The sequence below is a fragment of the Parapedobacter sp. ISTM3 genome (genome assembly GCF_016533505.1).
GTDB lineage: Bacteria > Bacteroidota > Bacteroidia > Sphingobacteriales > Sphingobacteriaceae > Parapedobacter > Parapedobacter luteus.
This window is the reverse complement of record NZ_JAENGN010000005.1, coordinates 229,767-250,690: the sequence shown is the minus strand read 5'-3', so window position 1 is coordinate 250,690 and position 20,924 is coordinate 229,767. Positions and strand designations below refer to the sequence as shown.

Genomic DNA, 20,924 nt, shown 5'->3' with positions numbered 1-20,924 from the left:
ATATGGACCATGACCAAAACAGTCGCCATGCTATTTTTTGCAGGACTCGTTGCTGCGCATGCCAATACCTATTCGCAAACCGTCACCGTCACCATCGAACGGGGTACGCTGAACCAGTTATTCGCTGAGCTCCAACAACAAACAGACTATGTTTTTTTCTATAACGATGGATTGGTCAAAGGCAAAACCATCAGTGTGTCCGCGACTAATACCGACATGCGCCAGTTGCTCAAATCGGTACTTGGCGAACAACAACTGGATTTCACGATTTCGGGCCATCAGGTGACTGTGAAGGCCAAGGGTGTCAACCAGCAACGCGCAGTCGAAGGAATCGTCCGCGACAACAAAGGTGTACCGCTGGCCGGCGTGAGCGTATTGGTAAAGGGAACCAATATTGGAGCCCAAACAGACGAAGACGGCCGGTATCGCATTCAAGCGACGGGTGCCGTTACGCTGATCTATAGCCTTATTGGCTTTGCAGACACAGAAATTAGCATTGGAGAACGGTCTAAGGTGGACGTAGTACTCCAAGAGGCAAGCCAACAGATAGAAGAGGTGGTCGTAACGGGCTATAGCACCATCGAGCGCCGCCATGTGGCCTCTTCAGTTGCCGAACTGAACATGGACAGGGCAACAAATAGGCCGATATTTAAGCTTCAGGAGGCTTTCAGCGGTACATTGCCAGGCGTGACGATGATGCAGGGCACAAACCTACCTGGTAGTGTACCGGGGCCCATCGCTATCCGAGGTACCAGCACGCTGCAAAACGCAGATCCATTGGTGATTGTAGACGGAATGGAGCAAAACCTTACCGATCTGGATCCCAACCAGATCAAAAGCATCAGCGTACTCAAGGACGCTGCTTCGGCATCGTTATACGGGTCGCGAGGAGCAAATGGGGTAATCATCATTGAAACGAAACGAGGTTCCACCGGCCAGTTCAGGGTAGATCTCCACTCCTGGACAGCAATAAACAGTGCTATCGATTTACCAAATTGGGTAAACGCGGCCGATTATATGCGGCTAAACAATGAAGCGCGCACCATACAGGGGCAAACGCCGCTGTTCTCTACGGAAGACATTGCCCGGGCCGACCAAGGCCAATATACGCAGACCGATTGGCTGGGCGAAGTCATGGAACGGCGGGCGGGTTCACATAATACCACCGCAAGCGTGTCTGGCGGCGGCGGCGTGGGCACATTCAACCTTATGCTGGGTTATATCAATGAACATGGTCTTAACGACTATGAAGGCTCTGAAAAATTCAGTGCCCGGTTCAACACTAACGTCAATGTTGCAGATAAATTTGTTTTATTGGCTGATTTTTATGCCCATCGTCTTCAAGTGAATCGCTTGATGGCCAATAGCGATGGTAACGGCCTCTATGCAAATGCTTGGCGGATGAATCCTACACAACCGATATTCTATGATTCCGAACTTCCAGATCACTATATTCTGCATAATAACCTCAATCCGTTGGCTTCCATAAAGTATGGCGGCGAACGCAACAACATGTATGACGTGAGCACCATCAACCTCCGTCCACGGTATTTTATCAACCCCGGCCTATCGTTGGAAGGAAACGTTTCATACAAAATTGAAAAATCATCGGCCAAATGGAAACGGAGCACATTCATGTTTCGCGATGGTGACGGAAAGCCCGCTGACATATGGACCAATGACGTCGGCGCCGAACAAGGGGTAAGCGTAAGCCAGCTGACCGCCCGAGCCAACCTGAACTATGAGCAGGAACTGCGTCAGCAAAAAGACAAGCTCTACCTGATTGCCGGCTCGGAAATCATGACCTACAACTATACGGACTACCGTGAAGTGAGCAAGGCTTCTTTCTTCGGTAAGGCCAATTATGCTTTTGACAACCGGTATTTGTTGGAAATCACCGCCCGTGCCGATGGCAGCAGCAAGTTTGCTCCGGGGCATAGGTGGGGTTTTTTCCCATCGGCGGCCGTAGCGTGGAACGTTCAGAACGAATCTTTTTTTAGCAGCTTGCGGGAATCGGGTGCGATTACAAATTTAAAATTGCGCTTTTCATATGGATTGATAGGTAATGAAAATGTGGATCCTTACCTCTGGCAGGAGGATGTAGACGACTGGGGCTGGGCGCAGCGTGTACCGAATCCTGAATTTAGCTGGGAGAAACAACGGCAATGGAATGTCGGGTTGGACGTTGCGACCCTGAACGATCGGCTGAGCCTGACGGCAGAAATCTATCACAAATTTTCCTACGACTTGATTTATGGTCGGTTCCCGGTACCGCCGCTTACCGGATCCAACGGTCTGGAGTCTGCCGTCAACATCGGTGAGGTGGAAAACAAGGGTTGGGAATTGAGTGCACGCTGGTCGGACCAACTCGGTGACTTTGGCTATGCGGTAAGCGGGATGCTGTTTGACAACCGGAATCAGGTACTCAAAGCCGGGTACGGTGCCAGCGATACGTTGATTTTTAAAGACAACGAAAATAGAATCTGGTATCGTGGGATCGCTCTGGACAACTATTATGGTTATCAAAGCAATGGCTATTTCCAGACGCAGGAGGAAGTGAATAGTACGACGGCCAAATTACCCAACACGCTCCCTGGCGACATTCGTTATATTGACCAAAACGGCGACGGCGTGATCAACGAAATGGACCGAGTGAATCTGGGCGACCCGTTTCCCCACATGAACTACGCATTTACGGTTGATCTGCGCTTCAGACGGTGGGACTTCAGCTTACTGGCACAGGGAGTAGGTAAACGGACCGGTTGGGTGTCGGGCATGGAAGGTTACCCCGTACTGATGGATGGCTCAAACAATGGCTTGGGAACGCCACGGCAGGAGTACATGGACAACCGATGGACACCAGACAATCCCAATAGCCGCTTTCCCCGGGTGTGGACCGGTGCCAGCGCAAATGCCGTGCTCAGCGACGTGTGGCTTAGCAACGCCGCGTTCTTGCGCATCAAGACACTCCAGCTTGGCTATACCATCCCACGAGTCACCAAGGGGATAGAAAATGTGCGCATCTATGTCAATGCGCAGGATGCGTTTACTTTCACGAGGTGGGAAGGATTGGATCCGGAGCGCGACGGGGGTAACGGAGCCTATCCCAGAATGGCTATTTACAGCATTGGCATACGGGCAGGCATTTTATAGAACGAAATGAGAAATTCACAATGAAAAAGCAACTGATTAGCATCGTTATAGTTTGTTTTGGATTAACAGGCTGCGAGAAATTCTTGGATAAAACAGACCCCACGGCAACCACCTTCGAGGAATTCTTCGTTGACGAGGATGACCTCCGGCGGGTCGTCTACAGCACTTACCTGGACGTATTTACCAATAGGGACGACCGTAAATTGCTCTTCTACATGAAGGATGCGCGGTCAGACAATGCCTACGCGCGCAATGAGGATGACCACCACCAGCGGATTGCGAATGGTACCATGAACAGCAACACCCGCGCGTTTGAATTCTATTGGACCATTCACATGAAACACATCGGGCGGCTAAACACCTACATTGCCAACATAGACGTGCCCTATGTGGAAGATGAAGCGGTACGCCAACGCTATAAAGCGATCCTTGAGGGCCTGCGCATCTGGCATTATTTCGAGGCGGTGATGCGATGGGGAAATATTCCGTTTGTACTGGAGCCAGCATCCGTAGAGGAGGCCAAAGCCGAGCCAATGCCCAAGGAGCAAGTGCTGGACAATTTGTTCGCCATGGCGGCGGAAGTCACCACCCGCTTGCCGGAAGGAGAATACACCACTAACAAATACATGTTCAACCGCAATTCGTTTAAAGCATTGATCATGCGGTATGCGTTGTTCAATGAACGCTATGAACTGGCGGCACAGCTGGCGCGAGAGATCATGGACAGCGGACAATATGAACTTTACGCAAACTATGGCGACTTGTTCCAATATGAAGGGGATACCCGGAACCGCGAATTTATCATCCACATGGAGCGGGAAAGCGTAGGCAATGGCGCTACTTATTCATTCAGGGATCTAGGGCCCCATTTTCGCACCGGAAACGGCCAGTCCTACGCCGTGCCACTGAAGTCGCTCGTAGATGCCTATTGGACGCTCCAAGGCCGGCCAATAGACGAATGCCCGCTGTATACGAAGGAGGACTATGAACTGAATCCCGGCCTCAACCGAGACCCACGCTATGCCGCCAGCATCATGGGACCCGGAGACATCTTCTATGGTGAGCCGATAGACGTTTACAACCCCGGTAATCCGATGTATTACGAAAATCAACGCGCCAGTAAATCCGGCTTCTGGTTTCGCAAATTCGTCTCTGATGCCGATGCCTTCCGTGATGGCACACTGACCTTCGGTCTTATTCGATATGCCGAGGTATTGCTGACTTATGCCGAAGCGAAGCTTATGCTAAATGATTTTGACGAGTTGGCCAAGGACTGTATCAATCAGGTCCGTAGACGCGCTGGGTTGGATATGACGATTGCCGATGTAACACTACCCCGGTTTAGTGGTTACTCGCATGACCAATGGGTAGATCTCCTGCGCAATGAACGACGCATTGAGTTCGCTGGCGAAGGCCTCCGGTATGACGATATCCTGCGGTGGCATATAGCTGAAGATGTACTTAACAAACCCGCATTGGGACACACACGCCTGATCAACGGACAGCTCGTTTCGCTGAAAATTGAAGACCGTTCATTTGCACCGCATAATTACCTGTGGCCATTTCACCAAACCGTACTGCGCGTAGAGCCCGATTTGGTGCAAAACCCGGGGTACTGATGGCTAAGTATACGCATGCCGCCCCGTTGCCTCTCCAGATGGGCAACGGGGCAACTATTGGCACCATGACCCTTACACCGTAGCACATCAGCCGAAGATAGACTGCGTTTTTTTGATCGTCTTATCGAGATCAATGCCTTTGCCCAACACGTCCTTGAACAGATCGCCTGTTTCCTTCAATCGGTCATACGCATTGTGGATTGTGAAATCGCTCATTTTTAAGCCAGGCTTCATTTCATCCCAAGCCAACGGCATCGACACGGTAGCACCAGGCTTTGGCCGCAGGGAATAAGGCCCGGCTATCGTAGCCCCAGGCCTGTTCTGCAAAAAATCCAGGTACATCTTTCCCTTCCGGCTGCTTACTTTCCGCTCCAGGCTTGTGAAATCGGGTAACTGCTCGTGTACCAGACTGACAATTAACTTGGCAAACAGCTGTGACTGATCGTAGGTATATTTTGCCCCAAGCGGGATATAGATATGGATTCCCGTAGATCCTGATGTCTTTGCATAACCCGGCACTTCAATGGCATCCAGCACTTTTTTGATCGCCTGCGCCGCTTGGATAACCTGCTCAAAGGTATTTTTATCGGGGTCAAGGTCGATTACGCAATAGTCGGGATTGTCGGGCGACTGGACACGGCTGAACCAGGGGTTCATCTCGATGCATCCCAATGAGGCCATCCACAGAAGCGTAGCCTCATCATCACCTACCAAGTATTCTTTATGCTCGCCTTCACTGGTCACATAGGGATAAGTTTTCGTGACCCATTCGGGAGCCTTGCCCTTGACGTCTTTCTGATAGAAGCTGGGGCCTTTAATGCCGTTGGGGAAGCGATTTAGCGACATCGGGCGGTCCTTTAGGTATGGAAGGATGTACTCGGCCATACGGTAGTAGTAGTTAAACATATCCCGCTTCGTAATGCCATCATCCGGCCAATACACCTTACTGAGATGGGTAAATTTGACCGCTTTGCCGTTTATCTTGCGAACTTGTGTCTCCTCGCGCGGATTCAGCAGGGTACGCCGCTCACTTTTGGCAGGCTTCACCGTGGTATCCAATGCTTCGTTCTCGGCTTCAGCTACCGTGGCTTCGGCGTCCGCGGGCTTTTCAAGCACCACCTCATTGGCGTCTTTGTCTTCCCGCATGCCTTTAAACGAGGCCTGGCGGAATATTCCCTCGCTGGTCACCTCCGCGTAATTGACTTCACATACCAATTTAGGTTTCAACCAAGTCGGCTTGGCCCCGAGGCGTTGCGGGCGAAAACGCGAGGGTTTATCGACGTCTGGTTCACTGTCGAAAGGGCTATGGTCGGTGATCAGCGGCTTGAACCTTTTCATCATTTCCTTTTGCGTCTTGTCGGAAAAACCCGTTCCGACTTTACCTGCATAGCGTAGCTTCTTGCCGTCGTACACCCCCAATACGAGGGCGCTGAATACCTTGGAGGTGCCGGCGTTGCGGGTAAATCCAGCAATGACGACTTCCTGCCGGCGCTGCACCTTGATTTTCAGCCATTCTTTTGAGCGTAGGTCCGACGTGTACTTGCTGTCCATCTTCTTAGCCATGATGCCTTCCAGCCCTACCTGCTCAGCCGCATCAAAAAAATCGATTCCACGCGCAGCAAAGACCTTGCTCAGCCGGATGCGATCATCGTCCGTCGGCAGGATGTCATGCAGGATGGCCTGTCGCTCCAACAGCGGTAAGCCCATTAAGTTTTTGCCTTCATACCACAGGATATCGAAGACATAATACACCAGATTGCCATCCGCTTCACTCCGCCAATTCTGTAAAGCACCAAAATCAGAAAGCCCCTTGTCATTTAACACGACAATTTCACCGTCAATCAGCGCATTGATACGCCACCCTTTTAACACGTCTATCAGGGGGTAATATTTATCAAAAGGGATGCTGTTGCGGGAAGCCAGGCTTACCCCCCTCTTACTGACATGGGCAACGGCCCGGTAGCCGTCCCATTTCACTTCGTATACCCAGTCCGGATCGTCAAAAGGCTCATCAATAAGGGTAGCTTTCATCGGCTTAACTTTGTCAGGGACCGGTGATTTTGGCGCTTTCTTGAGCAGTGCCGCCACGTCCAGTTTTTGTGGTTCGGTGTTTTCCTCCGCTTCTTCTGCAAGGTGGTCTTCCGCCTCCTTAGGTTTTTTCGGTGTTTTTTTCCGGCTAGACCCGGATACCTTAACGTCCGTTTCGCGCCCGTTCTGCCAAACCTTATCGCTCGTTTTCGCCACGGCAGCAATGGTCTTTCCCGAAAGCACGGATTTATCCTTCTTGGTGATATCGGACTTTTTGGCAAACTCGTCTTTGTGTTTGATAAGTAGCCAACCGTTTTCTCCCATGCCACGCGTCCGGACCAACGCGTATTCACCCTGCAGCTTCTGGCCATGCAACCGGATTTTTAACGATCCGTTGTGGAGCTGCTCGAGCAGATGCTTCTCTTGCGCCTTCTTGGTTTTCAGCGGCTCTACCGGCTCATAAGTACCCTCGTCCCAAACGATGACTGTACCACCGCCGTATTCACCTTTGGGGATAATGCCTTCAAACAACCGGTAATCCATCGGGTGATCTTCAACCATCATGGCCAGCCGCTTGGTCTCCGGATCGGTAGAGGGGCCTTTCGGCACAGCCCAGCTTTTTAGTACGCCCCCCAACTCCAAGCGAAAATCATAATGCAAGCGTGAAGCGTCGTGCTTCTGTATCACGAAGGTGAGCTGCTTTTTGTCGGGGCTTTTGCCAGCCTTCGGCTCATTGGTTTTTTTAAAATCCCTCTTTTTACGGTATTGTTCAAGCGCCATAATAACAACCTTATTTCTTTGCAATCATTCGAGCCGGTTGCCCGCTTGATGGCCTATCAATCTGAATAACACCATTGGGCCGGATTCAGTTTTGGAAAAATGCCTACGCGGAAAGGAATTGTACATCCCTAAAATATGCTTAACTTAGGCTGCAAATTGCAGGGGTGTGAGCACGGATTATAACTATACCGATTATAACGATGATGAGCTGGTGATGCTGCTGAAGCAAAGCAAACAGAAGGCTTTGGTGGCCATCTATAACCGATATTGGGATAAGTTGTTTGTAGTGGCAGCTAACTTGTTGGGCAGCGCAGAGGAAGCGGAGGAATGCGTGCAGAACGTATTCGTTGGCCTATGGAATCGTCGGGAAACCATCCAACTTAGCCACACGTTGAATACCTACCTTTCGGTCGCAGTCAAATATCAGTCGCTGAGCGCGATGGCACGCAACCAACGGCGCCAGGAAGTAGTGCACCAAGAAGAATGGACGGATCCGATGGAAGCCGTATCGCCGGAGAGTGCATTTATCGCGAAGGAATTGCGGCAACGTATCGAACAGAGTATCAACCGACTGCCTCCGCAGTGCCAACTTGTATTCCGAATGAGCCGGGAACAGGACATGAGCGTGAAGGCCATAGCCGAAGCCCTAAACTTATCTGAAAATACCGTGAAAATGCACCTTAAAAACGCCAACAAAAAACTCCGGAATGACTTATTGGCTTTTTTACCCCTGATGCTCGCGTTGATAGCAGGGCGTGGGTTGTGACATTTTTTTTTCGCCGGATACACCCTTCCGGTAAAAAAAATAGACTATATAACCAAAACCGGTTATAAATGGCATTGTCTCGTGCTGAAATAGAAACATTGGCGGCAAAACTGATCGATGGTCGTATCACCCCCACGGAGCAGGAACAGCTCAACCAGTGGCTCAATGCGCAAATGGCTAAAGATTCCTATGAAATAGAAACGTCTTTTGCCAACACACCGGAGGAGCTAAGGCAGCGCATGCTGGCACGAATCCTGGACGCCGTCGGTGCGGATAGTCATCCCCGTACCCATTCATTGTGGCAGCTATGGCTCCCTTACGCCGCCGCCGTGATTGTCGTACTCCTGGGCACGTGGCTCTTTTTCGGCGATCGGCTAATGCCGGACGGAGGGCAGCACCCGGAAACGGATGCTATCGTGAAAATCACACCGGAAGCAATCCCCCCCGGCGGGAATCGGGCTACCCTGACGTTGGCTGATGGTAGGAAAATTGACTTAAGTGTGTCTCAAAAAGGAATCATCGTAGGCGAAGACAACATCACCTACGCCGACGGTGCCACAACGATTGTGCCGCATATCGTCGATGGTAACTGGACGTCGGCACCCGCCGAGATACTGACCTTGTCGACGCCCAAAGGAGGTACGTATCACGTGACCCTTCCCGATGGTTCCACCGTATGGCTCAACGCCAATAGCGCGCTGAAATATCCCAGCAAATTTACCGGCAACGAGCGCGTGGTAGATATCACCGGCGAAGCGTATTTCTCCGTGATGAAAGACGCCGACAAGCCGTTTAAGGTGATCAGCGGCGGGCAGGAAATCGAGGTGCTGGGCACGGAGTTCAACATCTCCGCCTATCCGGATGACCCGGAAACCAAAACTACGCTCGTGGAGGGGGCCGTGCAAATCGTCAACCTCGCCGCAAACAGCAGGACGGTCCGCAATGCCATTTACCAGCTCGCACCAGGCGAACAGAGCACGACACGCGGAACGACTACCGCTATTGAAAAAGTAGACACCGAGCTCTTTACCGCTTGGAAAGACGGCTTGTTCTATTTTGACGGCCTGTCGCCGCAGGCGGCATTTGCGCAACTGGGCCGATGGTATGATATCGACGTGGTATATCGGGGACGAATGCCCATAGTGCGTTTTTTCGGCATGATCGGACGGGATAAATCCCTAGCCTCCATTTTGAAAATCCTGGAAAAAAGCGGCGTCCGGTTTGAAATAACCCAAATCAACGGTAGAAACCAATTAATCGTATTAAGTGAATAACCAATTAATAACTAACCTTAATAAATGAAAAATGACAACATGACAAACTAAAAGACAGCTTCTATTCCAGATCAACAAAAAACGGATGATGCTCGCGACACCATCCGATAATGCTGTCTGGATAAGTGTTGCGGAGCGTTATAAACACTCCCTTTAACCCATTTATTCACCATCCAAACAAGACAAATATATGATTTATCGATCATTGCTGATTATGAAATTAGTGATTTTCTTGAGTATTGCGTTTACTTTCAATACTATTGCGGAAAGCAAGGCACAAAAGATCACGCTCAACGTCAAAAATACCACGCTGCGCGAGGTGATGAAAGAAATCCAACGGCAGCAGGGCTACTCGTTTTTCTTCCGTGGCGATGATATCGCCGCCACGCGTATCAATGCGATCGTCAAGCAGGCCGACCTACGCCATGTGATGGACCAAATCTTGGCCGACCGTGACCTGGTCTGGTCCATCGAAGAAGAGACTATTGTTATCGCGCATAAGTCGCCCACAAAACCTCAACGTGAATCCACGCAACAAAACTTAGAGATTTCCGGAAAGGTGACCGATCAGTCCGGAACGGCGCTAGCGGGCGTGACCGTAGCAGCAAGGGGTACAACGGCCGCAACAACGACCGACGCGGGCGGGAATTACCGAATCACCGTACCGGATCAGGCTTCAACATTGGTGTTTACCATATTGGGATATGAAACCGTGGAGCGCACCTTAACCAATCAACGGGTCGTAAATGTAACGATGGAAGCCACGGTGAGCGATCTGGATGAGGTGGTGGTGGTAGGATACACCACCCAAAAGAAGGCGAGCATCACCGGCGCTGTCGCCGTAGTGGCGGTAGATGAACTGAAGCAAGTTCCCGCTAACAATTTTGCCCAACAATTGCAGGGCCGGGTAGCCGGCGTGACGGTAGGAAATGATGGTACCCCCGGTGGCAATGTGATGGTACGCATCCGGGGCGTGGGTTCGATTACCGGTGGTAACGATCCGTTGTATATCATCGATGGCGTGCCTACACAAGGTGGATTGAACCAAATCAACCCGAACGATATCGAATCCATGCAAATCTTGAAAGATGCATCGTCGGCGTCCATTTATGGGGCTCGGGCGAGCAATGGCGTGGTCATTATCACGACTAAAAAAGGAAAGGAAGGCAGGTCCAGGCTGACTGTCGAGTCCTTCTACGGCGTCCAGCGGCCATCAAGCGGCCCAGAAATGCTTTCACCACAACAATTTGCCGATTTGACGTGGGAAAACTACCGCAATATCGGCAATGTGGATCCAACGACCGGAAACCCGGCCGACGCTACATTTGGCAGCGGCCCCAACCCAGTCATACCGGATTACCTCCTGCTGCAGGGTGGTGCCATGGAGGGAGATCCCCGTGTTGCGCTTGAAAACTACACAAATGACCCAACCGCACCGGGATTCGGTACCACGAAATTTATGTTTGCTAAAACAAACAAAGCGGGAACCGATTGGTGGGACGTGGTCACCCAGCTCGGGCACATACAAAGCCACAACCTCAGCGTGTCTGGTGGCAGCAATAAAAACACCTACGCCATTACGGGTGGATACTATGACCAAGATGGGATTTTCAAGCATACCAATTTTAAACGCTATTCAGTAAGGGCAAACACGACGTTCAACATCATGGACGTCCTCACCATAGGCGAAAACCTGCAGTTTGCGTATACCGACAATGTGTCTACCATCATCCGCGCCGAAAACAGTCCGGCATTGGCTTACCAAATGGCACCATTCATGCCGGTGTACGACGTAGGGGGTAATTTTGCGGGCGGACGGGCCTGGGCAGATCATCCTTATACCAGGCAATACCGCAATAAGGATAATCACGCATACAATGCCCGGTTATTCGGGAATGCGTTTGCTGAGGCGAAGTTGGGCTATGGACTGACGCTAAAAACCAGTTTGGGCATCGACTACGCGAACTTTAATTTCTCCAACTTTTCGCCCGCCGCGCCTGAATCTTTCCTGCTACCACAACAGGCCCAGTTGAGTGTGACCAACAGCTACACGACGAATGTGGTGTGGACCAATACCGTGGGTTATCAGAAGACGTTCGGCAATCGGCATCGCCTGGACGTACTGGCCGGCACAGAGGCCGTGAAGAGCAGATTCAGAAATACCATCACAGAAAAAGCAGACTTTGCCTTTGAAGATATCAACTACCGCTACCTCAACGCGGGAACAACCCTGCTAAATGCCACGGGTGGCGGGTCGGACTCCCGCCTGTTCTCCTACTTTGGCAAAGCGGATTATAACCTTGATGAAAAATACCTGGTATCGGCGACCATCCGGCGGGATGCATCCTCCCGCTTTTCGACGGCCAACCGATGGGGTACGTTCCCCGCTTTCAGTGTCGGCTGGAGACTCAGTGAAGAACCATTCCTGGAAAGGGTAACATTTATCGATGAGCTGAAACTTAGGGGTGGCTGGGGACAAACCGGCAACCAAGAGATTGATAGCTACAATCAGTTTACTACCTATGCGACAAACCTGCATACGTCATCCTATTCCATCGATGGCCAGAACAATGCACTGGTGCCCGGCTTCTATATTGGCGCACAGGGCAACCCCGATGCACGTTGGGAGGCACAAACCATGACCAACCTGGGTGTAGACCTGAGCGTTTTTAACGGTAAATTTGCCGTAACGGTGGACGCCTATAACCGGAAATCTTCCGATCTGCTGCTGGTGATACCGAGCCCGGCTACCGACGGCCAGAATCGCAGGCCTGCCGTAAATATTGGCGGTATTCAAAACAAAGGCCTGGATATCGCCCTCAACTACCGCAACAGATCACAAAACAGCAACTGGCGATATGACGTGGGACTCAACTGGTCGGTATACCGCAACCGGGTCACTGAACTATATGGGGGCTCGGAAACCTTCATTCCGGGATTTTCCACTAGGCAAGCTCCTTTCACCCGTACCGCAGTAGGCCAACCCATTTCAGCCTTCTATGGGTATACCATTGATGGCATCTTCCAGACACAAGAGGAGGCTGACGCGCATGCGACGCAGGGCGGCGACCGGGCACTGTACAACCAACCAGGACGGTTCAAGTTTCGTGATATCGATCAAAACGGTGTCATCGATGCAAACGATGAATCGTTTATTGGCAACCCGCATCCCGACTTTACCTATGGCTTGAACCTCAGTGTGAGCTACAAATCATTTGACTTATCCGTGTTTATACAGGGTGTACAAGGCAATGACATTTACAATTACCAAAAGTGGTGGACAGATTTTCAGAACCTTACCGGCAACCGGAGTGTCCGGATGTTGGACAGCTGGAGTCCTGAAAACCCCAATGCAACCCTACCGAAGACAAACTCAATTGCTACGGGTTTTGAGTCACAGGCATCTACCTACTTCATAGAAGATGGGTCATACCTGCGTGGGAAAAATGTGATGATAGGCTATACATTTCCTTCTCGGTGGACTAGCCGGTTGAATATGCAGCAATTGCGCGTCTACGTACAGGCCACCAACTTCTTCACATTGACGAATTATAACGGCTTGGATCCGGAAGTCAACCTATCGCAATACGGTGCCGGTGCGGACCGTGATATTGGCGTGGACAGGGGGATATATCCACTCGCTCAATCCTTTAACCTAGGGCTAACTGTCGGTTTATAAACACAAGATACTACGAAACGATGAAACACAGCATAAACATTATCGGCCGCGTCGGAAAGGGAATTATCATCGCGGTATTATTCACAGCTTGTTCGGAAAATTTTTTCAGCACACCGCCGTTGGGAACAGCAAGCCAGGTGCAGATGCAAAATCCCGAAGGCATTGACAAACTGCTCATTGGTGCATACTCGTTGCTCGACGGCGTGGGTGCCAGTACCGATGGATGGACAGGTCGGAATGAGGGTCGGGCCTCGGCAGTGACCAACTGGTTGATCGGCGATGTTGCGTCGGACGATGCATATAAAGGATCTACGCAATCCGATCTACCGGAGATGAACGCATTCGAGCGTAATAGCATTCTGCCTACCAATAATTTTGTGCCAGATAAGTGGATTGCACTCTATGACGGCATTTCCAGATCCAACGAGGTCTTGCGGACAATCGCAAACACGGAAGGTCTTGACCCTGATTTTGTAAGCAGCAAGACGGCGGAGGCTCGTTTCCTGCGGGGATACTACTTGTTTGAACTGCGGAAAATCTACTACCGTGTCCCGATTATCGACGAAACGGTGTTTGATACGCGCGTGCCAAATGATCAGGAAGCATGGCCATTCATTGAAGCCGACCTGCAGTTTGCGGCGGACAACCTGCCGGTGACGCAAGCGGAGGTGGGCCGGGCAAACGCCTGGGCAGCTAAGGCTTTCCTGGCCAAGTGCTACCTTTTTCAGCAGAAGTTTGTGGAAGCAAAAACGCTACTTGACGACATCATTGCCAACGGTGTCACCTCCGGAGGCTTGAAATATGGCCTGAATGACTGTTATTACGATAATTTCAACATCGCAACCAAAAACTCCAAAGAGTCTGTATTTGCTGTACAGATGTCGGTAAACGATGGCAGCGGTGGGCCGTTGAACGCGAACTACGGCGAACACCTGAATTTTCCGTTGGTGGGGCCAGGTCAATGCTGCGGGTTCTTCCAACCATCGCAAAACTTGGTAAATGCCTTTAAAACTTCAGCTGACGGCTTTCCCTTGTTTGATTCGTTTAACGACAGCGACCTGAAGAACGACGAGGGCATCCGGTCTTCCGAACCCTTCGAACCTGATGGAGAGACGCCTCTGGACCCACGGCTGGATCATACCGTGGGAAGAAGGGGTATCGCCTACCTCGACTGGGGTCCTCATGGCGGTGAGACCTGGGTAAACCCTGCTGGCGATGGCGGGCCGTATTCGCCTAAAAAACGTGTCTACCGGAAAGAAGAACAAGGTACGCAATCTACCACCACGGGATGGGCTGGTGGTCCGAATGCCAACAACTATACGGTCATCCGCTTTGCTGATGTATTGCTGTGGGCCGCGGAGTGCGAAGCGGAGCTGGGCGATTTGGAAAAGGCGCGCGCCTACGTAAACCAGGTTCGGAACCGCGCCAAGAATGGTTGCTACGTCAAAAAATTAGATGACAATGGTGCGGACACGGACGCTCCAGCGGCCAACTATCATATTGAACCTTATACGGCTTCCTGGCCTTCGAAAGATTACGCCATGCAAGCCATCCGGTTTGAACGGCGGCTGGAATTGGCCATGGAAGGCCACCGGTTTTACGACCTCGTCCGTTGGGAGGTCGCCGATCAGGTGTTGAACAGCTATTTCCTAACGGAAAAAGAAAAGCGGACGTATCTTAATGGTGCCTCGTTTACACGGGGAAAGAGTGAATATCTCCCGGTGCCACAGACGGAAATCATCAATAGTTCGATCGGTGGAATACCGACGCTGACCCAAAATCCGGGATATTAAGGTGAGGGCGTGGCTTATTTTTTGGCTGGTGTGTTGTCCTGCGTGCGTGCTGGCAGGCAACACCACAGCCGACATACTGGCCGGAGCTACTTACCGGTGTGTATTGACCCACCTGCATACGGAAGAGCGGGCATGGGACAGGTTGGTCGGCAATGGCATCAGCTTTGACGACCACGAAGGTGCATCATTTACCGGCCAGGGTTACCTGGAGGTAGCACATCGCCGGTTCGGCAGCCGCCTGCCAGTAGCTGGCACAATTGCCCTGGAAGTAAAACCCACACAGGCGGGGGGGATTTTTTGGACCCCCAGCCTATCCATGGCCATCACCGACGACCGTACCTTGGTAGTGATGGTAAGTACGGTGGACGAAAAAGGCAGCTTATTCCGCGAAATACCCGTTGGAAAGTTGGCGCTGGGGCAATGGCATCAGCTGGTGATCAACTATGCGGACCGGCAGCTGGAGGTAGTGGTCGGTGGCGCGCGCTTGCTGGCCAAGCAACTACATGGATCGATTCATCCGCAGGCGCCCGGGGCGGTACTTATCGGGGCATGGAAGGCGACGGACCCACCGGTCGGAAATTTCCCGAAGGGTGTGCAGGACTTTCTCTTCGAAAGGCGGTTTACCGGCCATATACGCTATATGGCATATTGGGATTACCTACTGGATGATCAGGCTGTAGCCGGCCTTTGCCATACCCGGGGCATCAAAGACGTGCAAGACCCGGCCAGCGTGATGTACGAGCAATACGATGCGTTTTTTGACCAATCCCGCGCAGGTGATGTGGAAGGGGTGCGCGCGATCGGAAAAGCGATGCGGCACTATATGGCCCGTGATCCGCGAAGGCCGTCGTTTCATCTCACGGCACCCATGGATGCCATCCTGGACCCCGCGGGGGCGGTGTATCATGGTGGCAAATACCACCTATTCAGCTATCGGAATATGATATCGCTATTGGCATATACGCCACTGGCACATTACGTAAGTGATGACCTGCTGCATTGGGAAGATTATCCGATAGCACTTTGGCCGGACAGTCCGTTGGATACATATGGAATCTGGCTGGGCAACCTGTGGCTGGAGGACCACCGGCAACCCAAAATGTTCTATACGGCCCTGGGCCAGTCGGGGAAATATGGCGTGATGGCGGAAAGCGATGACGGCCTGACGTCTTTCGGCAATAAGAGGCTCGTGATGGATGATATGGAACATCACGATGGCCACGTGTGGAAAGACGGCGATCGCTATTACGCGCTCACCACGCGCCAACATTGGGGACGTTCAGCCGATAGCTTAGGCGATGATATCGTCCTGCTGATGTCAAAAGACCTCATGCAGTGGGAGACCCGCGGAACGCTGTTCAGCGCGCATAAACACCGCAACCCGAAAGACAACCAACAACAATGGGGCTTCGCCGAATATCCCTATCTATTGCCTTTCGGCGACAAATACGTATTGATGTTGGGTACCCGGCCGGCACGTTATTGGGTGGGCGAGTTTGATAAGGATTCGGCGGCGTTTATACCCGACGATCCCGAAGGCATGTTGCTCGATTACCTCAATCCGTTTCACTGTTTTAACCCATTGATGGTAGACTCCTGCGGACCGCAAGGAGGCGAACGCCGCATCATCCACGCACTGCAGCTTTATGCCTCGGGTGAGGTAGATGGCATCCGTTGGTCAGGCACTCATGTCACCCCACGGGTACTGGAATTCACCGAACGGCGATTGACACAAACGCCGATCCCTGAGCTTGAAAAATTACGGAAACTCCACAGCAAAACAGTTAATTTTCAGCTGGATTCGGCTGTCCAACAAAAATTCGTAACATTGAAAGACGGAAGGGCCGATATCTTGATCGAGGTGCCGGGCGGTCAACGGGGGATTTTCGGATTTTACGTGACCTCAGGTACACGTCCGGGAGACACAGCGTCGGTTTTTTTGAATCTGACGTCAAACCGCTTTGGCGTGAAAGGAGGCATAAAAATGCCGATAGACTATCCCGAACTGGGGAGTGCCCCCGCGTTTTTGCCTCAGGATGGCCGTTCGGTATCCATGCGCGTGCTCATTGATGGTTCATTGATAGAGGTATTTGTCAATGGACAGTCTTGCACGGGCGTGCTTAGCGGCGATTGCCGGGCAATCACCTTCAGGCCATTCTGCGAGGTAGGGCCGATTAATGTCGATTCGTTAACCATTTGGAATATACAACCCGAAATGTAATGTTAAAATTTGGAAAACTTGCAGTTCCTTTCCTGGCTCCGATAGTGGGCATCTGCCAGCTGTTTGTGATGGGATGCGGGCATTCGCCTGCCACCGAAACGACATGGCGCGAATACCTTGGTGGCCCAGACCGAAATCATTATTCCACGCTCAGCCAAATCGACACGTCAAACGTAGCCAACTTGCAGGTGGCATGGGTATACCATACGCGCGATTCAGGGCAAGTGCAATGTAATCCCATCATTGTAGACGATGTGCTATACGGTGTGACCGCATCAAACTTCGTTTTTGCGCTCGATGCGGCCACGGGACGCGAACTATGGACCGATACATCCAGTGCCCGTTTTTCCGGTAACGTGAACCGGGGTGTCAGCTATTGGGAATCGGGCAACGATAAACGGATTCTGTTTTCGTATGGCGAGTGGCTGACGGCGCTGGATGCACGTACTGGTACAGTCATCGAGACATTTGGCGAAGCCGGACATGTAAGCCTGAAGGCTGGCCTCGGACCGACGGCAAAAGATAAATTTGTGGGCTCCACCACACCGGGGACACTGTACGAAGACTTGATAGTGATGCCTATACGGGTGGGCGAAGGAGACGGCGCCGCACCGGGGCACATCCAGGCCTTTGACGTAAAAACCGGCAAATTGGTGTGGGTGTTCCACACGATTCCCCAACCGGGTGAACCGGGGTATGAGACTTGGCACGACGGTGCGGCGCACGAAATCATCGGCGGAGCAAACAGTTGGGCGGGCATGGCGATAGATCGCAAACGCGGTATCCTTTATGCACCTACCGGATCACCGGCATTCGATTTTTATGGCGGCAGGCGGCACGGCCAAAACCTGTATGCCAACTGCCTGCTGGCGCTCGATGTACGTACAGGCAAGCTCATCTGGCATTACCAGTTTGTCCACCACGACATCTGGGACAGGGACCTGCCTGCTCCGCCGAACCTCGTGACTCTGAACCGGCAGGGCAAAAAAATCGATGCCGTAGCACAAGTGACGAAGTCCGGCCACGTGTTTGTGTTTGATCGCGTATCCGGGACGCCCTTATTCCCGATTGAAGAGCAAGCTTTTCCTGCTTCTGATGTGCCCGGCGAGGCGGCCTGGCCCACCCAGCCCATCCCTACCCTGCCCAAGCCTTTTGCCCGGCAACAACTCACTGAAAAGGACATCAGCGAGCTGGCTGAAAATCGTACGGAACTGCTGACCGCCTATCATGCGGCCAGCAAGGGCGTGTTTCAGCCTTTGGCGGTGGGCAAGCAAACGATTTTGTTTCCAGGCGCTGATGGGGGGGCGGAATGGGGTGGCGCGGCAGTAGACGACAAGGGCATCATGTATGTCAATGCGAATGAAATGGCCTGGCTATTCAGCTTGTCGCCCCAAGGGACGGACAACGAATCGGCGGGACTCACAGCAGGAAACATGCTGTTTAATAAACATTGTGCAAGCTGCCACGGCGTGGATTTAAAAGGCCATCCGACCAGCGGATACCCGGCATTGGTGGAGGTACGGAAATCCTTTCGGCGCCCGGAACTTGAAAGAATCGTGACGAATGGGAAGGGCATGATGCCGGGATTTGGCCATCTGAATACGGCGGATAAACAAGCGATCATTGATTTTTTGCTTGGCACCGAGAAAACGGAAGCACAGGAGACTGCAACCGTCGCCAACACGTTGCAGACGAAATCGCCCTACCGGTTTGACGGATATAATAAGTTTTTGGACAACCGTGGTTATCCTGCGATAGCCCCACCTTGGGGGACGCTGACGGCCATTGACCTGAATACGGGCGAACAGTTGTGGCAGCAGCCGTTGGGCGAATTCAAGGAACTCACCGCCCAAGGCCACCCACCAACGGGAACCGAAAACTACGGCGGGCCGGTGGTCACTGCTGGCGGATTGTTGTTTATCGCCGCCACGAAGGATGGTATGTTCAGGGCATTTAATAAAACGAACGGAAAACTGCTCTGGGAAGATAGCCTTCCCGCTGCGGGCTTTGCAACGCCCAGCACGTATACCGTAAACGGAAAGCAATACATCGTCATTGCGGCCGGTGGAACGAAACTGGGGACACCGAAGGGCGATGCTTACGTCGCTTATACATTACCTGATTATCAAACGCTAAAAAAATGAAGACCAACTGTTTATTTTTTGTTTCGCTATTGCTGTGCTGCTTATCTAAACAGCACTTGTGTGCGCAGGAAGTCACATGGACGGGGCCTTCCGTCGATTTCAGTCATGGAAAGCTCATCGTGGATACGTCAAAACGGCATATTGCCTTTGAAGATGGTACACCCTTCTTGTATTTCGGAGATACGGCATGGGAGCTATTCCACCGGTTGGATCAAAAAAACACAGAAAAATACCTTGAAAATCGAAGGGAAAAGGGGTTTACCGTGATCCAGGCTGTCGTATTGGCCGAATTGGATGGCCTCAGCAAACCCACGCCGGCGGGCGATACACCACTCAAGGACAACAACCCGCTGCTTCCCAATGAACCTTATTTTGCTCATGTGGACTGGGTGGTGCAAAAAGCTCAGGAAAAGGGCCTATTTATCGGCATGCTACCTACATGGGGCGATAAAGTGGATAAACAATGGGGTGTAGGCCCGGAGATTTTTACGAAGGAAAACGCTTTTGCATATGGGAAATTCCTTGGCGAACGTTACAAGACGTATCCCAATATCATCTGGATCATCGGTGGCGACCGATCCGGTGGCGGAAAAAATTTCGAGATTTGGGACGCTATGGCTCGCGGCATCAAGTCGGTGGATGATGCGCACCTGATGACTTTTCACCCGCAGGGCGAACGGAGCTCTGCCGAATGGTTTCACGAGCGCGATTGGCTCGACTTCAACATGGTCCAAACCGGGCATGGGCAACGGTCATTTGCCATTTATAAACGGCTCTTTTTACCGGGCTACCATCGTACCCCCACTAAACCCATCATGGACGGCGAACCCCGGTACGAAAACCATCCCGTGAGCTGGGCGCCCGACGTCTTCGGTTGGTTTGACGACGCTGATGTCCGGCAAACGCTCTATTGGTCGATGCTATCGGGGGGCTTCGGCTACACCTATGGATGCCATTCCATCTGGCAGATGCGGGACCAGACCAAAGAGCCCATAGGGTTGGCAAGGAGTTTTTGGCATGACGATTTGGACTTAGCCGGCGCATGGGACATCATCCATGCCCGCAAGCTGCTGTCATCGCGACCAGCAAGCCAGATGCGCCCATTTCCTGAATTCATCAAAAATGAATATATGCCGGAAACGGATTGGATTGTCGCTGCACGAGGAACCGATTTTGCACTGGTGTATATCCCTACCGGATTAGACGCCCTGCTGGATCTCAGTCTGTGTGGCACCAAAGCGGTCGATGCATCGTGGTATAATCCCCGCACCGGCGATCAGGAACATGCCGGACATGTGGCAGCCAACGGAGTGGTCAAATTTTCCCCGCCAACGCGGGGCCGTGGAAACGACTGGGTGCTGGTGTTGGCGTACTAATCAATAGAACGTTTGTCATTACTAATTTCGTTTTTAGACATGAAAAATAAGACGGTTTGTAGGTTGCTATTTCATCTCGCGTTTGCACTGG

At 51.9% G+C, this 20,924-nt stretch carries 10 protein-coding genes; 9 read left to right on the top strand and 1 reads right to left on the bottom strand.

Features of this window, described 5'->3' with window-relative positions:
- Positions 1-9: 9 nt before the first annotated feature.
- Positions 10-3,153 carry a SusC/RagA family TonB-linked outer membrane protein gene (locus JHJ32_RS09450; protein WP_200120827.1) on the top strand — a complete coding sequence of 1,048 codons (3,144 nt, stop codon included), beginning with the start codon at positions 10-12 and terminating at the stop codon, positions 3,151-3,153.
- An 83-nt stretch (positions 3,154-3,236) separates the two neighbouring features.
- Entirely contained in the window at positions 3,237-4,772 is a 1,536-nt protein-coding gene (locus JHJ32_RS09445; RefSeq protein ID WP_233632573.1) for a RagB/SusD family nutrient uptake outer membrane protein, read from the top strand.
- Positions 4,773-4,859: 87 nt separating this feature from the next.
- On the opposite strand, the gene ligD is transcribed toward JHJ32_RS09445, so the two are convergent.
- On the bottom strand, positions 4,860-7,580 hold the full coding sequence (gene ligD, locus JHJ32_RS09440) for a DNA ligase D (RefSeq protein ID WP_200120826.1): 2,721 nt from the start codon (positions 7,578-7,580) through the stop codon (positions 4,860-4,862).
- 166 nt (positions 7,581-7,746) lie between these two features.
- On the opposite strand from ligD, the gene JHJ32_RS09435 reads away from it, so the two are divergent.
- The 7 genes from JHJ32_RS09435 (at position 7,747) to JHJ32_RS09405 (ending at position 20,833) form a co-directional block, all read left to right on the top strand.
- On the top strand, positions 7,747-8,346 hold the full coding sequence (locus JHJ32_RS09435) for an RNA polymerase sigma-70 factor (RefSeq protein WP_079715324.1): 600 nt from the start codon (positions 7,747-7,749) through the stop codon (positions 8,344-8,346).
- Between the two features lie 68 nt (positions 8,347-8,414).
- Entirely contained in the window at positions 8,415-9,620 is a 1,206-nt protein-coding gene (locus tag JHJ32_RS09430; protein ID WP_200120825.1) for a FecR family protein, read from the top strand.
- A 214-nt stretch (positions 9,621-9,834) separates the two neighbouring features.
- Positions 9,835-13,299 (top strand): SusC/RagA family TonB-linked outer membrane protein, encoded by a 3,465-nt coding sequence (locus JHJ32_RS09425; RefSeq protein WP_200120824.1) that lies wholly within the window; start codon positions 9,835-9,837, stop codon positions 13,297-13,299.
- 20 nt (positions 13,300-13,319) lie between these two features.
- Positions 13,320-15,092 (top strand): RagB/SusD family nutrient uptake outer membrane protein, encoded by a 1,773-nt coding sequence (locus JHJ32_RS09420; protein WP_200120823.1) that lies wholly within the window; start codon positions 13,320-13,322, stop codon positions 15,090-15,092.
- A gap of 28 nt (positions 15,093-15,120) precedes the next feature.
- Positions 15,121-17,313, top strand: coding sequence for a GH32 C-terminal domain-containing protein (locus JHJ32_RS23175; protein ID WP_200120822.1), 2,193 nt, complete (start codon positions 15,121-15,123; stop codon positions 17,311-17,313).
- Positions 17,313-19,457, top strand: a complete 2,145-nt coding sequence (locus tag JHJ32_RS09410) for a PQQ-binding-like beta-propeller repeat protein (protein WP_200120821.1) — start codon at positions 17,313-17,315, stop codon at positions 19,455-19,457. Before JHJ32_RS23175 ends, JHJ32_RS09410 begins: the two co-directional genes overlap by 1 nt.
- Positions 19,454-20,833: a glycoside hydrolase family 140 protein gene (locus JHJ32_RS09405; RefSeq protein WP_200120820.1), complete on the top strand. Its 1,380-nt coding sequence runs from the start codon at positions 19,454-19,456 to the stop codon at positions 20,831-20,833. Before JHJ32_RS09410 ends, JHJ32_RS09405 begins: the two co-directional genes overlap by 4 nt.
- Positions 20,834-20,924 lie beyond the last annotated feature (91 nt).

Coding starts and splice junctions, on each gene's coding strand:
- JHJ32_RS09410 (WP_200120821.1), top strand. CDS start 17,313: ATGTTAAAATTTGGAAAACTTGCAGTTCCTTTCCTGGCTCCGATAGTG.
- JHJ32_RS09450 (WP_200120827.1), top strand. CDS start 10: ATGACCAAAACAGTCGCCATGCTATTTTTTGCAGGACTCGTTGCTGCG.
- JHJ32_RS09405 (WP_200120820.1), top strand. CDS start 19,454: ATGAAGACCAACTGTTTATTTTTTGTTTCGCTATTGCTGTGCTGCTTA.
- JHJ32_RS09420 (WP_200120823.1), top strand. CDS start 13,320: ATGAAACACAGCATAAACATTATCGGCCGCGTCGGAAAGGGAATTATC.
- JHJ32_RS09430 (WP_200120825.1), top strand. CDS start 8,415: ATGGCATTGTCTCGTGCTGAAATAGAAACATTGGCGGCAAAACTGATC.
- ligD (WP_200120826.1), bottom strand. CDS start 7,580: ATGGCGCTTGAACAATACCGTAAAAAGAGGGATTTTAAAAAAACCAAT.
- JHJ32_RS09425 (WP_200120824.1), top strand. CDS start 9,835: ATGAAATTAGTGATTTTCTTGAGTATTGCGTTTACTTTCAATACTATT.